The organism is Aquincola tertiaricarbonis (genome assembly GCF_000969605.1).
Taxonomy (GTDB): Bacteria; Pseudomonadota; Gammaproteobacteria; order Burkholderiales; family Burkholderiaceae_C; genus Aquincola; species Aquincola tertiaricarbonis.
Window position 1 is genome coordinate 1 of the sequence record NZ_JZUE01000017.1, and the last position, 13,860, is coordinate 13,860.

Sequence of the window (13,860 nt, forward strand, 5' to 3'; positions counted from 1 at the left end):
GATCTGGTCGGCGGTCATGTCGGGCTCCTGGGGTTGCAGCGTTGCGGTGCGTGCTGCGATGGAAGGAACTTTAGAACCCGGAACAGGGGGGCGACAGTGGCCCATCTCTGTGCATTCGGTCCCGGTTGTTCCAACCCCCTTGTCAGGCAACTTCCTACACGTCGCATGTTTTCACGGTGTTTCTTCCTGCTTGGGCGTTGGGCCCCGGTGCTGCTGGCCGCGGGCGCGGTGGTGTTGCTGGCTGGCTGCGCTGCCCGCGGCGGCCGCGTTCCACCCACCACCGTGGGGCCGCAGCAGGTGGCGGCCATCGTCGCGGCGGCCGATGCGCAGTGGCGGCGCTGGGGCGGTGCCTGGGTGCTGCAGCAGCCCGGCGGCGAAAGCTGCGGCGTGCTGGCCGATGGCAGTTGCCAGCCGGTGGACGACGGCTGCGGGCGCGAGCAGTCGGCGGCGCTGTGCCCGGTGGTCAACGAATATTGGCGCGCGCTGGGCCGCGGCGGCAGCGGGACCGAGCGCCATGCCTGCCCCCAGCCCGACCGCTGCCAGGCGATCTGGCCCGCGGAGGCCGGGCGGCCGCAGCGCACCGCGCCATGGTCGGCCGCCTTCGTCAGCGCGGTGATGCGCGAGGCCGGCTTCGGCCCGCGGGAGTTCCGCTTCAGCGCCGCGCATGCGCAGTACGTGGTGGCCGCAAGAGACGGACAGACCTCCGCCTTCGAGGTGCTGCCCACGCCCACCACCCTGGCGCCCGGCGACCTGGTGTGCGGCGTGCGTACCGAGGAAGCGCGGCAGCGCCAGATCGGCCTGCATGAGATCCGCGGCGGCGGGGAGGGCGAGGGCGTCACGCCGATGCACTGCGACATCGTGGTGTCGGTGGACGGCCAGGCACTGCGGGCGCAGGCGGTGGGCGGCAACGTGCAGCAGTCGGTCTCGCGGCGCGAGCTGCTGCTGGGCCTGGACGGCCGCCTGTACTGGTCGCCCGAGGGCGAACCGGGCTGGGCGCTGGTGATGAAGCCGCGGCGTGCGCCGGCGGCCGCATCGCCGTGCAGCGGCGCCGACTGTTGAGCCATCGCAGAAACCACGCATGGCCTGCATGACAAGATGGGTGTGAAATGCGTCACATCCATCCGTTCCATCCTGCACCGGAGTCATTGCAATGAGCACTCGTGATGTCGTCGTCCTCAGCGCCGCCCGTTCGGCCATCGGCACCTTCAACGGATCCCTGGCCGACATGGAGCCGGCCGAGCTGGCCGGCACCGTGATGAAGGCGGCGGTCGAGCGCTCCGGCGTCGACCCGCGTCTCATCAACTACGTGACGGTGGGCAACACCATCCCCACCGAGAGCCGCTTCGCCTACGTGGCCCGCGTGGCCGCCATCCAGGCCGGCCTGCCGATGGACTCGGTGGCGATGTCGGTCAACCGGCTGTGCTCCTCGGGCCTGCAGGGCATCGTCACCACGGCGCAGAACATCCTGCTGGGCGATTGCGACTACGGCATCGGCGGCGGCGTGGAGGTGATGAGCCGCGGCGGCTACCTCAGCCCGGCGATGCGCAGCGGCGCCCGCATGGGCGACACCAAGCTGATCGACATGATGGTGGCCACCCTGACCGATCCGTTTGGCGTCGGCCACATGGGCATCACCGCCGAGAACCTGGTGGCCAAGTGGGGCATCACCCGCGAGGAGCAGGACGCGCTGGCAGTGGAGTCGCATCGCCGCGCCGCCGCCGCCATCGCCGAGGGCCGCTTCAAGTCGCAGATCGTGCCCATCGTCAAGCAGACGAAGAAGGGCGAGGTCACCTTCGACACCGACGAGCATGTGAAGCCTGCCACCACGCTGGAGACGCTGGCCAGGATGAAGCCGGCCTTCAAGAAGGACGGATCGGTGACGGCGGGCAATGCCTCGGGCATCAACGACGGCGCGGCCTTCTTCGTGCTGGCCGATGCCTCGGTGGCGCAGGCCGCCGGCTACAAGCCGATGGCCCGGCTGGTGAGCTATGCGGTGGCCGGCGTGCCCAACGAGATCATGGGCGAAGGCCCGATCCCGGCCACGCGCATCGCGCTGAAGAAGGCCGGCCTGAGCATCGACCAGCTCGACGTGATCGAAAGCAACGAGGCCTTCGCGGCCCAGGCCATCGCGGTGGCGCGCGGGCTGGAGCTGGACAGGGCCAAGACCAACCCCAACGGCGGCGCCATCGCGCTCGGCCACCCGATCGGCGCCTCGGGCGCCTTCATCGCCACCAAGGCGCTGTACGAGCTGCAGCGCACCGGCGGGCGGTATGCGCTGGTGACGATGTGCATCGGCGGCGGCCAGGGCATCGCCGCGGTGTTCGAGCGGCTGTGAACTGCACCGGCCGCCCGGGCGGCCGTCCCCGAGGCTGCACCCGGAATGCCTGAAGCAAGCTGAAACCTGCTGATGCTGGCGCCCGAGGGCGCCGGTTTCAACGCTGCTTCAACGGCGGGTTCCTAGATTGGTGGCGTGTCCATCCGCCGCCCATCGACCGCCATGACCACCGACTTCGCGCCCTGTTTCCGCAGCCGCTGCTGGCGTGCGGGCCGCCACGGCAGCCTGGCGGCGGGCGAGCAGGCCGTGCCCGACCTGCAGCCGCTGCACCGGCTGCGCTTCGACGTGTACTGCAGCGAGTGCGGCTACCTCGACGCCGCCGACCATCCCCAGGGCTGCGAGCACGATGCGCACGACGCGGATGCCGCGCACTTCGGCGCCTGCAACCTCCAGGGCGAGCTGGTCGGTCTGGCGCGGCTCGTGTTCTCCGGCTCGCAGGACGAGCCCTATCCGTTCGAGCAGCATGGCGCCGCGCTGCATCCCGGCGTGCGGCTGCTGCGGGGCGGCCACGCCGCCGAGGTCAGCCGCCTGATGGTGCGCCGCGACTACCGCCGACGCCGCGGCGACACGCTGGCCGGCGTGACCGACGAGCGCAGCGCAGGCCCGATGCCGCATGAGCGTCGCCAGGGCTCCGCGCAGATCGTGCTGAGCCTGTACCGCCAGATGTTCCAGTACAGCCGCCGCGCCGGCATCCACACCTGGTATGCGGCGATGGAGGGCTTCCTGCCGCTGTCGCTGGAGCGGTTCGGCTTCAGCTTCGAGTGCATCGGCAGCGAGCGCGACTACTTCGGCCCGGTCGCGACCTACCGGCAGGACCTGCATGAACTGGAGCAGACCTTGCCGCTGCGCAATCCGGCGCTGATGCACTGGCTGCTGCTGCCCGATGCGGCGCGGGAGGCCGCGCCATGATCGGCCCCTGGCTGCGCAGGCAGCAACGGCGAGCGCTGCTGCGCCGCGCCGGTGCGGTGGGCGTGGAGCAGGCGCTGCGGCTGTCGCTGCAGCGCGCGCAGGGCATTGCAGAGCGCGCGCGCCAGCGCAGCCCGGCCTACCGGCGGCTGCTGCTGGAACACGGCATCAGCCTGGTGGCGCCGCTGCCGCCGCTGGGCGCACTGCCGGTGCTGGACAAGGACTGCAGCTTCGCCCGCCATCCGCTGGAGGAGCTGGCCGGCGGCCTGCGCACGCAGGACATCGGGCAGGCGCTCACCAGCTCCGGCCGGGGCGGCGGGGTGTTCGGATTCAAGCTCAGCACCCGCGGCGAGATGCGCAGCGCCCGCGCCGCCGTCGACCTGGGCCTGCAGCAGATGTTCCGCGCCGACGAGCGCAGCACCCTCGTGGTGAACTGCCTGCCGATGGGCGTCACCTTCGACGCCGAATCGGCCACCGTGGCCAATGTCAGCGTGCGCGAGGACATGGCCTGCGCCCTGATGCAGCAGCTGGGCCCGAGCTACCAGCAGGTGGTGGTGTGCACCGACCCGCTCTTTGTGCGCCGGCTGCTGGCGCATGCCGAGCAGATCGGGCTCGACTGGCCGCGCCTGCACGCCAGCATGGTGCTGGGCGAGGAGATGCTGGTGGAACCGCAGCGCCGCTTCATCGCCGATGCGCTGGGCATCACGCCGGGTGACGGCCGCCTGGTCGTCTCGTCCATGGGCATCGGCGAACTCGGCCTGCACCTGTTCTTCGAGGATGCGGCCTGCATCGCGGTGCGGCAGGCGCTGCAGGCCGGCGCCCGCTGGCCGGGGCTGCAGGACCTGGAGGACGCCGATGGCCTGCCCAGCCTGTTCTGCTTCGATGCCCAGCGCTGCCATGTGGAGACGGTGGGCACCGATGCCCGGGGCGATGGCGAGCTGGTGGTCACGCTGCTGGACCCGCGCACGCCGCTGCTGCTGCCGCGTTATGCCACCGGCGACCTGGCGCGCCTGGTGCCGCCGGCCTGTGCCGCCGCCGCCTGCCAGTCGCTGGGGCTGCCGCCACCGGTGCTGCCCTGGCTGCTGGTGCATGGCCGGCGGCGCGACCGCGCGGCCGGGCGGCCTTCGGTCGAGCGCATCAAGGAATGCCTGTATGCCGATGCCGCGGTGGCGCGCCGCCTCACAGGCGCCTTCCGCCTGCAGGCCGATGGCCGGCTGCTGGTGCAGGCCGCCGACGCCTGCAGCGACGCCGAGCTGGCGACGCTGGCAGGCAGCTTGTCTAGACAACTGGCCGGCCTGCGGCAGGGCAGCGCGCCCTTGCAGCTGGTGCTGCGGCGGCCGCACGACTGCGGCTTCGGGCCGCCTCTGGACCACGAGAGGAAGTTTGCGTACGTGGAGTGACCCGCGCCATGGGGGCGGGGTCGGATTGACGACGTGACAGGAGGACTACACATGAAGAGCAGGCATTGGGCATTGGCCGCGGCGCTGGGCGCCGGCATGCTGGCCGGCAGCCCGCCGGCGCTGGCCGGGCCGCTGACGGCGGTGCACGGCGACATCAAGATGGAGCTAGGCAACCTGGACATGGGCTCCACCGCCTATGGCGACACGCCCGGCCAGGTCTGCACCAGCGTGGCCGGCTGCGACGCCGCGCTGCCCCCCGGCGGCAGCGCGCCCGGCGCCGTGGGCAGCGAGGACACCTGGGGCGTGTTCAGCGTCTCGCGCATCCTGCGCGGTTCCACCACGCTGTGGACCCAGGGCGAAGGCGGCGACTACCTCACCGCGATGTTCTACGGCCTGTCGGACCACGACGTGATGGTGGCCGCCGACCCCTTCGATGCCAGCCGTCGCCTGACCCGCACCTTCGCGGTGGGCGGACGCATGGACATCTACCGCGGCACGGCCGACACCTACGCCGCCGCGGCCGGCCTTGGCGTGGCCGGGCGCACCGGCGTCGACCAGTACACCGGCATCACCGGCGGCGTGCTGTGGCTGGCGCTGGCCTTCGACCTGGGCGTGGACGCCACCGCGCTGGGCCAGAGCTCCACCTACCTCAACACCTTCACCAACACCAACTTCGCCGGTCAGGGGCAGGGCGTGCTGAGCGTGGTGGGCGGCGAGGCGCAGGCGCTGTTCGACACCAACACCATCGCCAACGGCGTGGGTGGCCTGTCGGACTTCCGGGTGTCCAACACCTTCCAGTCCGATCCCGCGGTGCCGACCTGGACGGTGGTGAGCACCGCCGACCTCATCGGCCACACGGTGCCCGAGCCGGGCTCGCTCGCGCTGGTGGGTGCCAGCCTGGCCGCGCTCGGCGTGGCCGCGCGGCGGCGCAGGCCGGCCGTCAACCCAGCGCCGTGACCGCCCGCCGGCGCAGCGGGGACGACAGCGTCTCCGCCATCGCGCCCTGCAGGGCCAGCAGCCGGCGGTCGTCGGCGTCGGCCTTGCGCATCACCAGCGAGATCTGCAGCGCCGGCGCGCCGCGGCCCAGCCGCAGCAGCCGCACCGGGTAGGCCATGGTGATGCCGGGGTCGGACAGCTGCACGATGGACACGCCCAGCCCTGCGCTCACCATCGCCACGATGGCCGGCACGTTGTCCAGCTCGATCGAGGGATGCTTGTCGCGCAGGTGCGCGGTGGCGTAGCGCACCGCCATCGCGCCGGTCACCGTGCCGCGGTCGTAGCGGATCCAGTCGTACTGGCGGAAGAGGGCGGCGATGGACGGCTCCGCCGCGTTGGGCGGCGCGATGGCCACCAGCTCGCGGCGTTCCAGCGCATGCCAGCGCAGGCCGGCCAGGCCGCCTTTTTCCGGTTGCGCCACCACCGCCGCATCCAGGCTGCCGGCCTTGACTGCTTCGGTCAGGCCGGCGCTGCGTCCGCGCAGCGGGCGCAGGTCCAGCCTGGGATAACGCTCGCGCAGGATCTTCATCGTGCCGGGCAGCAGCACCGGCTGCATCGATTCGATGATGCCCAGACGCACCGTGCCTTCCACCGCCACCGACACCTGGCGGCGCAGCACCGCCAGCCGCTGCAGGCCCTCCTGCATGCTGGCGGCCACCTCGCGCGCCGCCGGCGTGGGCCGCACCTGCAGGCCCGAGCGGTCGAACAGCGTCTGGCCCAGGTAACGCTCGAGCTGCTTCATCTGCATGCTCACCGCGCTGGGCGTGAGGTTCATCTCCATCGCGGCGGCGGCGAAGGAGCCGCCGCGCAGCACCGCATCCAGCGTGGCGAAGGCGGCGATCTTCATCAGCATTCCTTATGTGGTTGACGAATTTTCGTCGCTTTTTCTTGATCTAGCGCAAGCCTAGACTCGTCCGTCATGCAAGCACTGCCACAGGAACACACGATGACCGAGCTGCCCACCGCCGCTGCCTGGCGCGCCGACCAGGCTGCCGCCGACACCGGCTGGACCCAGCGCCTGAGCGCCGAGGAAGCCGAAGGCTTCGATGCCGCGCTGCGCCATGCGCGCACCGCCGACAAGCCCTGGCTCGCGATGACGCCGCAGGACTTTCCGCTGCCGGCGGCCTCCCGCGCGGCACTGCAGCGCGCGGCCGCCACCACGCAGGGCCGCTGGGGCATGTGCCTGCTCAAGGGCCTGCCGGTAGACCGCTGGAACGAGCACGAGGCCCGGCTGGCCTGCTGGGGCATCGGCCTGCACATGGGCGTGGCCCGCACGCAGAACCGCGCCAGCGACTTCATCGCCGACGTGCGCAACGAAGGCGGCAGCTACAAGGGCACCAACGGCCGCGGCTACAACACCAATGCCGGGCTCGACTTCCATTGCGATTCGGCCGACGTGGTGGCGCTGCTGTGCCGGCGCGCGGCCAAGCGCGGCGGCGAGAGCAAGGTGGTGAGCTCGATGGCCGTGGTGGAGGAGCTGGGCCGGCGCCGCCCCGACCTGCTGGCGGTACTGCAGGGCCCGTGGTTCCACAGCTACCAGGGTGCGCAGCATCCGGACGCACCGCCTTACTACATGTGCCCGCTGGTCGGCAGTGCGCAGGGCCACTTCGCGATGCGCACCAACCGCAAGAACGTGATGGCCGCGCAGCGCGACTTCCCCGAGGTGCCGCGCCTGACGCCGCAGCAGGTCGAGGTGCTGGACCTGCTGGACGTGCTGATGCAGGACCCGGCGCTGTGCTTCTCGATGTGGCTGGAGCCGGGCGACCTGCAACTGCTGAACAACTACCTCACGCTGCATTCGCGCACCGACTTCGAGGACCATGACGAGCCCGACCTGAAGCGCCACCTGTTCCGCCTGTGGCTGGCGCTGCCGCAATCGCAGCCACTGCCGCCCGACTGGGCCGAGTACTTCGGCGACGTGCGCGCGGGCGCGGTGCGCGGCGGCCTGTACGGCAGCGGCATGACGCGCGAGTTCCTCGACTTCGAGCAACGCCAGGCCGCGGCGATGGAGATGCCCTGCAGGGTGCGCCCGCTGGTACGGCCGGTCTCGGTTGCCGCCTGACCACGAGAACGAACGGAGACACACGATGCAACGACGCCACTTCCTCGCTGCGGCCGGCGCCGCCTGCTGGGCCTCGGGCCGCGCCTTCGCCGCCGACCCGACCACCCGGCTGTACGTGGGCGCCACGCCCGGAGGTGGCACCGACCTGGTGGCCCGCGCCCTCGCCACCGAGCTGGGGCCGCGGCTGCAGCGCCAGTTCATCGTGGACAACCGGCCCGGCGCCGCCGGCAACATCGCCGCCGGCGCGGTGGCCAAGGCGGAGCCCGACCTGGGCAGCCTGCTGGTCTGCTACACCAGCCACGCGATCAATGCGTCGCTGTTCCCCAAGCTGCCGTTCGATCCGCTGAAGGACTTCACCGCCCTGAGCCTGATCGCCCGCTCGCCACTGCTGCTGGTCACGCGGCCCGACTTCCCGGCCGCCAGCCTGCGCGAGCTGCTGTCCTCCTCCAAGAGCCGGCAGAACCAGCTCAGCATCGGCGTGGCCGGCGTGGGCAGCGCCAACCACCTGGCCGGCGAGATGCTGAAGACCCAGGCCGGCATCAGCGCGGTGTCGGTGCCCTACAAGGGCGCCGGGCCGGCCCTGACCGACGCGATGAGCGGCCAGGTGGACCTGGTGTTCAGCAACGTGGCCTCGGCGCAGGAACTGGTCAAGGGCGGCAAGCTCAAGGTGCTGGCCGTGAGCACCGCGCAGCGCGTGGCCGCCTATCCGAATGCGGCGCCGGTGGCCGAGCTGTTTCCCGGCTTCGACTACGGTTCCTGGTACGGCCTGCTGGGCCCGGCCGGCATCAAGCCCGCCGATGCGCAGCGCGTGGCCGCCGCAGCCCGCGCCGCCGCCACCGGCGAGGTGATGCGCAAGCACCTGATGGGCGAGGGCCTGGAGCCGGTGGGCAGCAGCGCCGCCGAGTTCGGCGCCTTCCTGCAGGAGGAGGTGGAGCGCTGGCGAAAAGTGGTGCAGCTCACCGGGGCCAAGGTGGAATGAGCGCGCCGACGATGCTGCAGCAGCGGCTGGCGCAGCCGCGGGCGCTCCTGGCCCCGGGCGTCTACGACCCGCTGACCGCGCTGCTGGCCGAGCAGGCCGGCTTCGAGGCGCTGTACCTCTCGGGCGGCGCGGTGGCCTACAGCCTGCTGGGCCGCAGCGACGTGGGCCTGACCACCGCCACCGAGACCGCCGACGTGCTGGCCCGCATCACCGACCGCATCCAGCGGCCGGTGATCGTGGACGGCGACACCGGCTACGGCAATGCCATCAACACCCAGCGCACCGTGCGGCTGCTGGAGCGCGCCGGCGCCGCCATGATCCAGCTGGAGGACCAGACCTTCCCCAAGCGCTGCGGGCACCTGGCGGGCAAGGCCGTGGTGCCGGTGCAGGAGATGTGCGGCAAGCTGCGCGCGGCGCTCGATGCGCGCCGCTCAGCCGGCACGCTGATCCTGGCGCGCACCGACGCGGCGGGTGTGGAAGGCCTGGAAGCCGCGCTGGACCGCGCCGAGGCCTATGCCGACTGCGGCGTGGACGCGCTGTTCGTCGAGGCCTTGCGTACACCCGAGGACATGGATGCCGCCTGCGCGCGCCTGGCGCACCGCCTGCCGCTGCTGGCCAACATGGTCGAAGGCGGCCAGACGCCGATCCACGGCGCCGAAGAACTCGGCCGCCGCGGCTTTCGCATCGTCATCTTCCCCGGCGGCACCGCCCGCTTCGTGGTGCGCCAGCTGCAGGACTACTACGCCAGCCTGCGCGAGCACGGCAGCACCGCGCCGATGCGCGGCCGGATGCTGGACTTCGACGGGCTGAACGAGGTGATCGGCACGCCGGCACTGTTGGCGGCGGCCAAGGCTTACGAGGGCTGAGCGGCGGCCCGATTCGCCGTGCTCAGTCGAACGCCCGCGCGTCCGACCGCATCCAGGTGTAGGCCACGCCCAGGCCTACCGTGCCGCCGGTGGTGCGGCGCACCAGCGGGCTATCGCGGTTGGCGGCGCCGCTGACGCTGTCGAGCCGCGCGAAGCCGAACAGCCGCCAGTCGCGCCAGGCGGGGCTGGACACGGTGGTCTGCAGCCGCCAGGCCACCAGACCCGCCGAGGCCTCGTAGGCCGGGCGGTCGCTGGTGGCATAGGCCGGCGCCACGCCGTACAGCGTGCGCGCCAGGCGGCGGTCGCCGATCAGCAGGCCGGCCGAGGCGCCCCAGTTCCAGCCGTTGGCCAGCCGGCGCTCGAAGTCGATCTCCGGCTCCAGCGACCAGCCGCGGTGCGCCAGGTCGTCGCTCAGGTCGAACACGCCGCGCAGCGGCAGGTCCAGCCGCCAGCGCCCGCCCATCGCCTCGCCCAGCTTCCACTTGATGCGCGGGCCGAACTCCACCAGCGTGCCCAGGTCGGGCATGCCGCGGCGGGCGTCGATGTCGTCGGAACTGGAGCCGAAGGCGCCGGCGAAGCCGATGTCGAACTCCAGCCGGTCGGTCTTGATGGCCCGCAGCCCGGCCGTCTGCCGGTCCGCGCGCAGGTACTTGCCGCGGTAGATCACGTAGGGCAGGGCCAGCGCGCGGTTGACCTGTTCGTCCGAGCCCGGGTAGGCCTGCTGCGAGACACCGAAGGCCACGCCGCCGATCTCCCACAGCGGCAGGTTGGCGCCGTTGTCCTGGGCCTGGGCGGCGGTGCCGGCGAGGAGGGCGGCCAGCAAGGCGGCCAGCCGGCCGGCCGGCTGGCGGGGAGGAGCGAGGGCAGGGCGCAAGTCGGTGTCCTTGAGGGATGGTGCAGCCACCAGTATCACCGTGCCGGCACCGGCACCGGCTCAGCCGCGCGGGCGCCGGCGTGCCGGTGAACATTTCGTCGCCGGTAAAGCTCACCGCGGTGACGAAGGCGGCGGTGTCGGTCGGGTCCAGGCCGGCCTCCAGCTCGGTGCCGGTCACAGCCGTGGCCCGGCACCGGAACTCGGCGTCATCCACGGTGTACTCGGTGGTGGAGGCGGACAGGTGGACGGTGCTGACCTGGCCACGGTTATCCGGCCCCAAACCTGCCGGGCCCGTGGACGCCCGCCGGCCGCGCGGCGTCGAGAGAGCGCTACGGCCGTCAGCCCGCACCCGTGGGATTGCCGCTGCCCTTGTCCCGATCCACGTCGGGATCCATCGTCTCGGTGGAACTGGGGCCGGTGCCGTCGGGCTCGATGCTGACCACCTTGTCGTCCAGCGCGTCTTCCTTGAAGTTGCGCGGCTCGTCCTGGTGGGCCTTGCGCTGGGCATCCAGCAGGTTCTCGCGCTGCTGGTCGGGCGGCACCGGGGTGGTGTGGGCGCTGTCGGTCATCGCTGTCTCCTGGTTGTGGAGTGCAGCGCGGCAATCAGCGCGCCTGCCGGCAGGGGCGCCGCCCCTACTTGCGCAGGTAGGGCGCCAGCCAGCCCAGGCCCTGCGAGGTGCCGCCTTGCACCGCGCCGCGCTGCGGACGGTATTCGCAGCCGATCCAACCCTCGTAGCCGAGGTCGTCCAGCAGCTTGAACAGGTAAGGGTGGTGGATCTCGCCGATGTCGGGCTCATGCCGCTCCGGCACGCCGGCGATCTGCAGGTGGCCCACCTGGCCGGTGGGCAGATAGCGACGGATCTTCGTCGCCAGGTCGCCTTCGGTGATCTGCGCGTGATAGAGGTCCATCTGCACCTTCACGTTGGGCGCGCCGATCTCGTCGACCAGCGCATGGGCGTCGTCCTGCCGGTTGAGGAAGAAGCCGGGCATGTCGCGCTCGTTGATCGGCTCGATCAGGATGTTCACGCCCACCTTGCCCGCCTCGGCCGCGGCATGCCGCAGGTTGGCCACATAGGTGGGCCGCAGCTGCGCGCGGGTTCGGCCCTGCGGCAGCAGGCCGGCCATCACATGCACCCGCGGGCACTGCAGCGCCTGCGCATAGGCCAGTGCCTTGGCCAGGCCTGCGGCGAACTCCGCCTCGCGGCCGGGCAGGCAGGCGATGCCGCGCTCGCCCGCCTCCCAATCGCCGGGCGGGGCGTTGAACAGCACCTGCTGCAGGCCGGCGGCCTGGAGCTTCGCGGCCACTTCGTCGGCGGCGAACGCGTAGGGGAACAGGTACTCGACGGCGGTGAAGCCGTCCTGCGCGGCGGCGTCGAAGCGGTCGAGGAAGGCATGCTCGTTGTAGAGCATCGAGAGGTTGGCGGCGAAGCGGGGCATGCGGTGTCCTTCAAGGGGGCGCGTTCACCAGCTCGCGTTGAACTGGCGGCGCAATTCGTCGATCTGCGCGTCGGCCAGCGGCGCGGGCCGGGCCATCGACCACAGGCGGGCAGTTTCCTCCAGCTCCTGCAGCACCGCCATCGCGGCGGCGGGGCTGTCATGCCATAGGTTGGAAGCTCAGACGCCCGGGCGGCGCGCGGCCAGCGGGCGGGTGGGCAGGTGCTCCATCAGCACCTCGGCCAGGCGGCCGCCGTCGTGCTGCCAGAAGCCGGGGTCGGCCAGCTCGATGCGGGCGGCGGCATTGCGCATGTGCTGCGCGGCGGTCTCGCGGGCGCCGGCGGTGTCGCCGCGCTCGATGGCCTGCCAGGCCGCGCGACTTCAGGCGCGACACCGCCTTCCGCACGGCCAGCCCGGCACTGGGCTTGATGTCAGCGAAGGACACCAAGGCGAGGCCCATGGGTTGGCAACGAGGAAGAAGGCACGGAAAGCGCCGACGACTCCAAGGCCAGCGGCGCCCCCGGGGGGCGTGGCGGCTTAGTTCAGGTGGCTGCGGCGCCCAGCCGGCGCAGCCGCGCGAGCAGCCGGCTGCGCTGGGCCGGCGTGAGCGCCTCCACGCGGCCGACCAGCGTCTCGTCGATCGGCGCGATGCCGACGAAGCCGAGGATGTTGCGCTCCAGCGCCTTCAGGCTGTGCGCGCGGAAGTACCAGCGATAGACCAGGGCCGGCATGCCCATGGTGACCACCAGCCGCGCCGAGCGCCCGCTCAGCAGTTTCTGCGGCTGGGCATGGCCGTGGATCGGCCCGATGGCAAAGCCGGGCCGCGCCACCTGCTCCAGGAAGCCCTTGAGCAGCGCCGGCATGCCGCCCAGCCACAGCGGGAAGAAGATCACCAGGTGCTGCGCCCAGGCGATGTCCGCCTGCGCCGGCAGCAGCGCCGGCGGCACCGGGCCGCTGTCCCACTCGGCCTTGCTGCGCAGCAGCGGGAAGTCCAGCGTGGCCAGCGTCAGCCGGCGCACTTCGTGGCCTGCATCGGCCGCACCGTCGGCATAGGCGTCCGCCAGTGCATGGCCGAAGTGCGGCGCCGGATCGGGATGGCCTTGCAGCAGGAGGATGCGTCTGCCCATGCCGCCATGCTGCGGCCGTCGGCCCGGGCTGCGTTTGCGTTCGCTCAAACAGGCGCGTAGGCCGCGTCCGATGGCGCGGCGGGGCGGTGGCCGGGCCGCGGGCGGGCCGGCGGCGCATGGGCAGGCTGAGTAGCCCGGCCTAAGGTGCAGGTTCGACCAACGCCAACAGGAGTCCGCCATGAACCGCACGACCGATCCCAGCGACCGCGACGCCAACCGCGACCCGATCACCGGCGCCCCCGGCAGCCACCCGGTGGGCACCGGCGTGGGCGCGATGGTGGGCGGTGCGGCCGCCGGCGCGGCCACCGGCACCATCGCCGGGCCGGTGGGCACCCTGGTGGGCGCCGCCGTCGGTGCCGTGGTGGGCGGCCTGGCCGGCAAGGCGGTGGCCGAGCAGATCGACCCCACCGCCGAGGAAGCCTACTGGCGCGACAACTACAGCAGCCGCCCCTATGTGCCGCCCGGCTCCAGCTTCGACGACTACGGGCCCGCCTATGGCTTGGGGGTGGCGGCCTTCAACAGCTACCCGGGCCGCAGCTTCGACGAGGTGGAGCCCGAGCTGTCGCGCGACTGGGGCCAGCGCCGCGGCAGCTCGCGCCTGGAATGGGCACATGCCCAGGGCGCCAGCCGCGACGCCTGGCAGCGGGCGAGCGACCGCATGGAGCGTGCCCTGCCAGGCGACGCCGACGGCGACGGCCGCTGACGCGTTGCAGGCCGCGCAGGGCGCGTCCACCGCCTGCCTCATCCGGCAGCAACGGGCGGCCAGCCCCGGTGCGGCGCCGCTTTGGCCACGCCACCCACCGCTTGTCCACCGAGTTGTCCACAGCATCTGTGGACAAGCACATGCGCGCGGTGGCGCGTACGCTTGAAGCCGGAAGGAG

Annotated in this window: 15 protein-coding genes and 1 pseudogene; 9 read left to right on the plus strand and 7 right to left on the minus strand. The window is 72.1% G+C overall.

What is annotated here, in order from left to right; all coding sequences use genetic code 11:
• Nucleotides 1–165: 165 nt before the first annotated feature.
• The 5 genes from VO99_RS29000 (at nucleotide 166) to VO99_RS29010 (ending at nucleotide 5,598) form a co-directional block, all read left to right on the plus strand.
• Nucleotides 166–1,059: a DUF2272 domain-containing protein gene (locus tag VO99_RS29000; RefSeq protein WP_083440721.1), complete on the plus strand. Its 894-nt coding sequence runs from the start codon at nucleotides 166–168 to the stop codon at nucleotides 1,057–1,059.
• Nucleotides 1,060–1,150: 91 nt separating this feature from the next.
• Nucleotides 1,151–2,335, plus strand: a complete 1,185-nt coding sequence (locus VO99_RS18410) for an acetyl-CoA C-acyltransferase family protein (protein WP_046114381.1) — start codon at nucleotides 1,151–1,153, stop codon at nucleotides 2,333–2,335.
• A gap of 162 nt (nucleotides 2,336–2,497) precedes the next feature.
• A complete protein-coding gene (locus tag VO99_RS29005) occupies nucleotides 2,498–3,244 on the plus strand; it encodes a PEP-CTERM/exosortase system-associated acyltransferase (protein WP_052736441.1) in 747 nt (248 codons plus the stop codon).
• Nucleotides 3,241–4,641, plus strand: a complete 1,401-nt coding sequence (locus VO99_RS18420) for a phenylacetate--CoA ligase family protein (protein WP_046114382.1) — start codon at nucleotides 3,241–3,243, stop codon at nucleotides 4,639–4,641. Before VO99_RS29005 ends, VO99_RS18420 begins: the two co-directional genes overlap by 4 nt.
• A 51-nt stretch (nucleotides 4,642–4,692) precedes the next feature.
• Nucleotides 4,693–5,598 (plus strand): PEP-CTERM sorting domain-containing protein, encoded by a 906-nt coding sequence (locus VO99_RS29010; RefSeq protein WP_157039636.1) that lies wholly within the window; start codon nucleotides 4,693–4,695, stop codon nucleotides 5,596–5,598.
• Here the strand turns inward: VO99_RS29010 and VO99_RS18430 are convergent.
• A complete protein-coding gene (locus VO99_RS18430) occupies nucleotides 5,582–6,484 on the minus strand; it encodes a LysR family transcriptional regulator (protein WP_046114383.1) in 903 nt (300 codons plus the stop codon). The genes VO99_RS29010 and VO99_RS18430 overlap by 17 nt on opposite strands.
• Before the next feature lie 99 nt (nucleotides 6,485–6,583).
• On the opposite strand from VO99_RS18430, the gene VO99_RS18435 reads away from it, so the two are divergent.
• Genes VO99_RS18435 through VO99_RS18445 form a run of 3 tightly spaced genes read left to right on the plus strand, consistent with a single transcriptional unit; the run spans nucleotide 6,584 to nucleotide 9,544 of the window.
• Nucleotides 6,584–7,699 (plus strand): TauD/TfdA family dioxygenase, encoded by a 1,116-nt coding sequence (locus VO99_RS18435; RefSeq protein WP_046114384.1) that lies wholly within the window; start codon nucleotides 6,584–6,586, stop codon nucleotides 7,697–7,699.
• A gap of 25 nt (nucleotides 7,700–7,724) precedes the next feature.
• The gene (locus VO99_RS18440; protein WP_046114385.1) at nucleotides 7,725–8,678 is read left to right on the plus strand and encodes a tripartite tricarboxylate transporter substrate-binding protein; all 954 of its coding nucleotides are present in this window, start codon (nucleotides 7,725–7,727) and stop codon (nucleotides 8,676–8,678) included.
• Nucleotides 8,675–9,544 (plus strand): isocitrate lyase/PEP mutase family protein, encoded by an 870-nt coding sequence (locus VO99_RS18445; RefSeq protein ID WP_046114386.1) that lies wholly within the window; start codon nucleotides 8,675–8,677, stop codon nucleotides 9,542–9,544. The genes VO99_RS18440 and VO99_RS18445 overlap by 4 nt, the downstream gene beginning before the upstream one ends.
• Nucleotides 9,545–9,566: 22 nt before the next feature.
• Here VO99_RS18445 and VO99_RS18450 read toward each other — a convergent pair whose 3' ends face one another.
• The 6 genes and pseudogenes from VO99_RS18450 to VO99_RS18465 form a co-directional block, all read right to left on the minus strand.
• On the minus strand, nucleotides 9,567–10,418 hold the full coding sequence (locus tag VO99_RS18450) for a MipA/OmpV family protein (protein WP_232315417.1): 852 nt from the start codon (nucleotides 10,416–10,418) through the stop codon (nucleotides 9,567–9,569).
• Nucleotides 10,419–10,756: 338 nt separating this feature from the next.
• Nucleotides 10,757–10,987 carry a hypothetical protein gene (locus tag VO99_RS18455; RefSeq protein ID WP_046114388.1) on the minus strand — a complete coding sequence of 77 codons (231 nt, stop codon included), beginning with the start codon at nucleotides 10,985–10,987 and terminating at the stop codon, nucleotides 10,757–10,759.
• 64 nt (nucleotides 10,988–11,051) lie between these two features.
• A complete protein-coding gene (otnI, locus tag VO99_RS18460) occupies nucleotides 11,052–11,855 on the minus strand; it encodes a 2-oxo-tetronate isomerase (protein ID WP_046114389.1) in 804 nt (267 codons plus the stop codon).
• A gap of 24 nt (nucleotides 11,856–11,879) precedes the next feature.
• Nucleotides 11,880–12,026 (minus strand): annotated as a pseudogene (locus VO99_RS29670) (aldolase); the annotation flags it as partial.
• Between the two features lie 6 nt (nucleotides 12,027–12,032).
• A complete protein-coding gene (locus tag VO99_RS31735; protein WP_257800839.1) occupies nucleotides 12,033–12,164 on the minus strand; it encodes a hypothetical protein in 132 nt (43 codons plus the stop codon).
• Between the two features lie 230 nt (nucleotides 12,165–12,394).
• Nucleotides 12,395–12,979 carry an NAD(P)H-dependent oxidoreductase gene (locus VO99_RS18465; protein ID WP_046114390.1) on the minus strand — a complete coding sequence of 195 codons (585 nt, stop codon included), beginning with the start codon at nucleotides 12,977–12,979 and terminating at the stop codon, nucleotides 12,395–12,397.
• Between the two features lie 178 nt (nucleotides 12,980–13,157).
• Here VO99_RS18465 and VO99_RS18470 point away from each other — a divergent pair, with 178 nt between their 5' ends.
• Nucleotides 13,158–13,682 carry a glycine zipper domain-containing protein gene (locus VO99_RS18470; protein WP_046114391.1) on the plus strand — a complete coding sequence of 175 codons (525 nt, stop codon included), beginning with the start codon at nucleotides 13,158–13,160 and terminating at the stop codon, nucleotides 13,680–13,682.
• The last annotated feature ends 178 nt before the right edge of the window (nucleotides 13,683–13,860 follow it).

Coding starts and splice junctions, on each gene's coding strand:
- VO99_RS31735 (WP_257800839.1), bottom strand. CDS start 12,164: ATGCGCAATGCCGCCGCCCGCATCGAGCTGGCCGACCCCGGCTTCTGG.
- VO99_RS18465 (WP_046114390.1), bottom strand. CDS start 12,979: ATGGGCAGACGCATCCTCCTGCTGCAAGGCCATCCCGATCCGGCGCCG.
- VO99_RS29010 (WP_157039636.1), top strand. CDS start 4,693: ATGAAGAGCAGGCATTGGGCATTGGCCGCGGCGCTGGGCGCCGGCATG.
- VO99_RS18410 (WP_046114381.1), top strand. CDS start 1,151: ATGAGCACTCGTGATGTCGTCGTCCTCAGCGCCGCCCGTTCGGCCATC.
- VO99_RS18440 (WP_046114385.1), top strand. CDS start 7,725: ATGCAACGACGCCACTTCCTCGCTGCGGCCGGCGCCGCCTGCTGGGCC.
- VO99_RS18420 (WP_046114382.1), top strand. CDS start 3,241: ATGATCGGCCCCTGGCTGCGCAGGCAGCAACGGCGAGCGCTGCTGCGC.
- VO99_RS29000 (WP_083440721.1), top strand. CDS start 166: ATGTTTTCACGGTGTTTCTTCCTGCTTGGGCGTTGGGCCCCGGTGCTG.
- otnI (WP_046114389.1), bottom strand. CDS start 11,855: ATGCCCCGCTTCGCCGCCAACCTCTCGATGCTCTACAACGAGCATGCC.
- VO99_RS18430 (WP_046114383.1), bottom strand. CDS start 6,484: ATGAAGATCGCCGCCTTCGCCACGCTGGATGCGGTGCTGCGCGGCGGC.
- VO99_RS18445 (WP_046114386.1), top strand. CDS start 8,675: ATGAGCGCGCCGACGATGCTGCAGCAGCGGCTGGCGCAGCCGCGGGCG.
- VO99_RS18435 (WP_046114384.1), top strand. CDS start 6,584: ATGACCGAGCTGCCCACCGCCGCTGCCTGGCGCGCCGACCAGGCTGCC.
- VO99_RS18470 (WP_046114391.1), top strand. CDS start 13,158: ATGAACCGCACGACCGATCCCAGCGACCGCGACGCCAACCGCGACCCG.
- VO99_RS29005 (WP_052736441.1), top strand. CDS start 2,498: ATGACCACCGACTTCGCGCCCTGTTTCCGCAGCCGCTGCTGGCGTGCG.
- VO99_RS18455 (WP_046114388.1), bottom strand. CDS start 10,987: ATGACCGACAGCGCCCACACCACCCCGGTGCCGCCCGACCAGCAGCGC.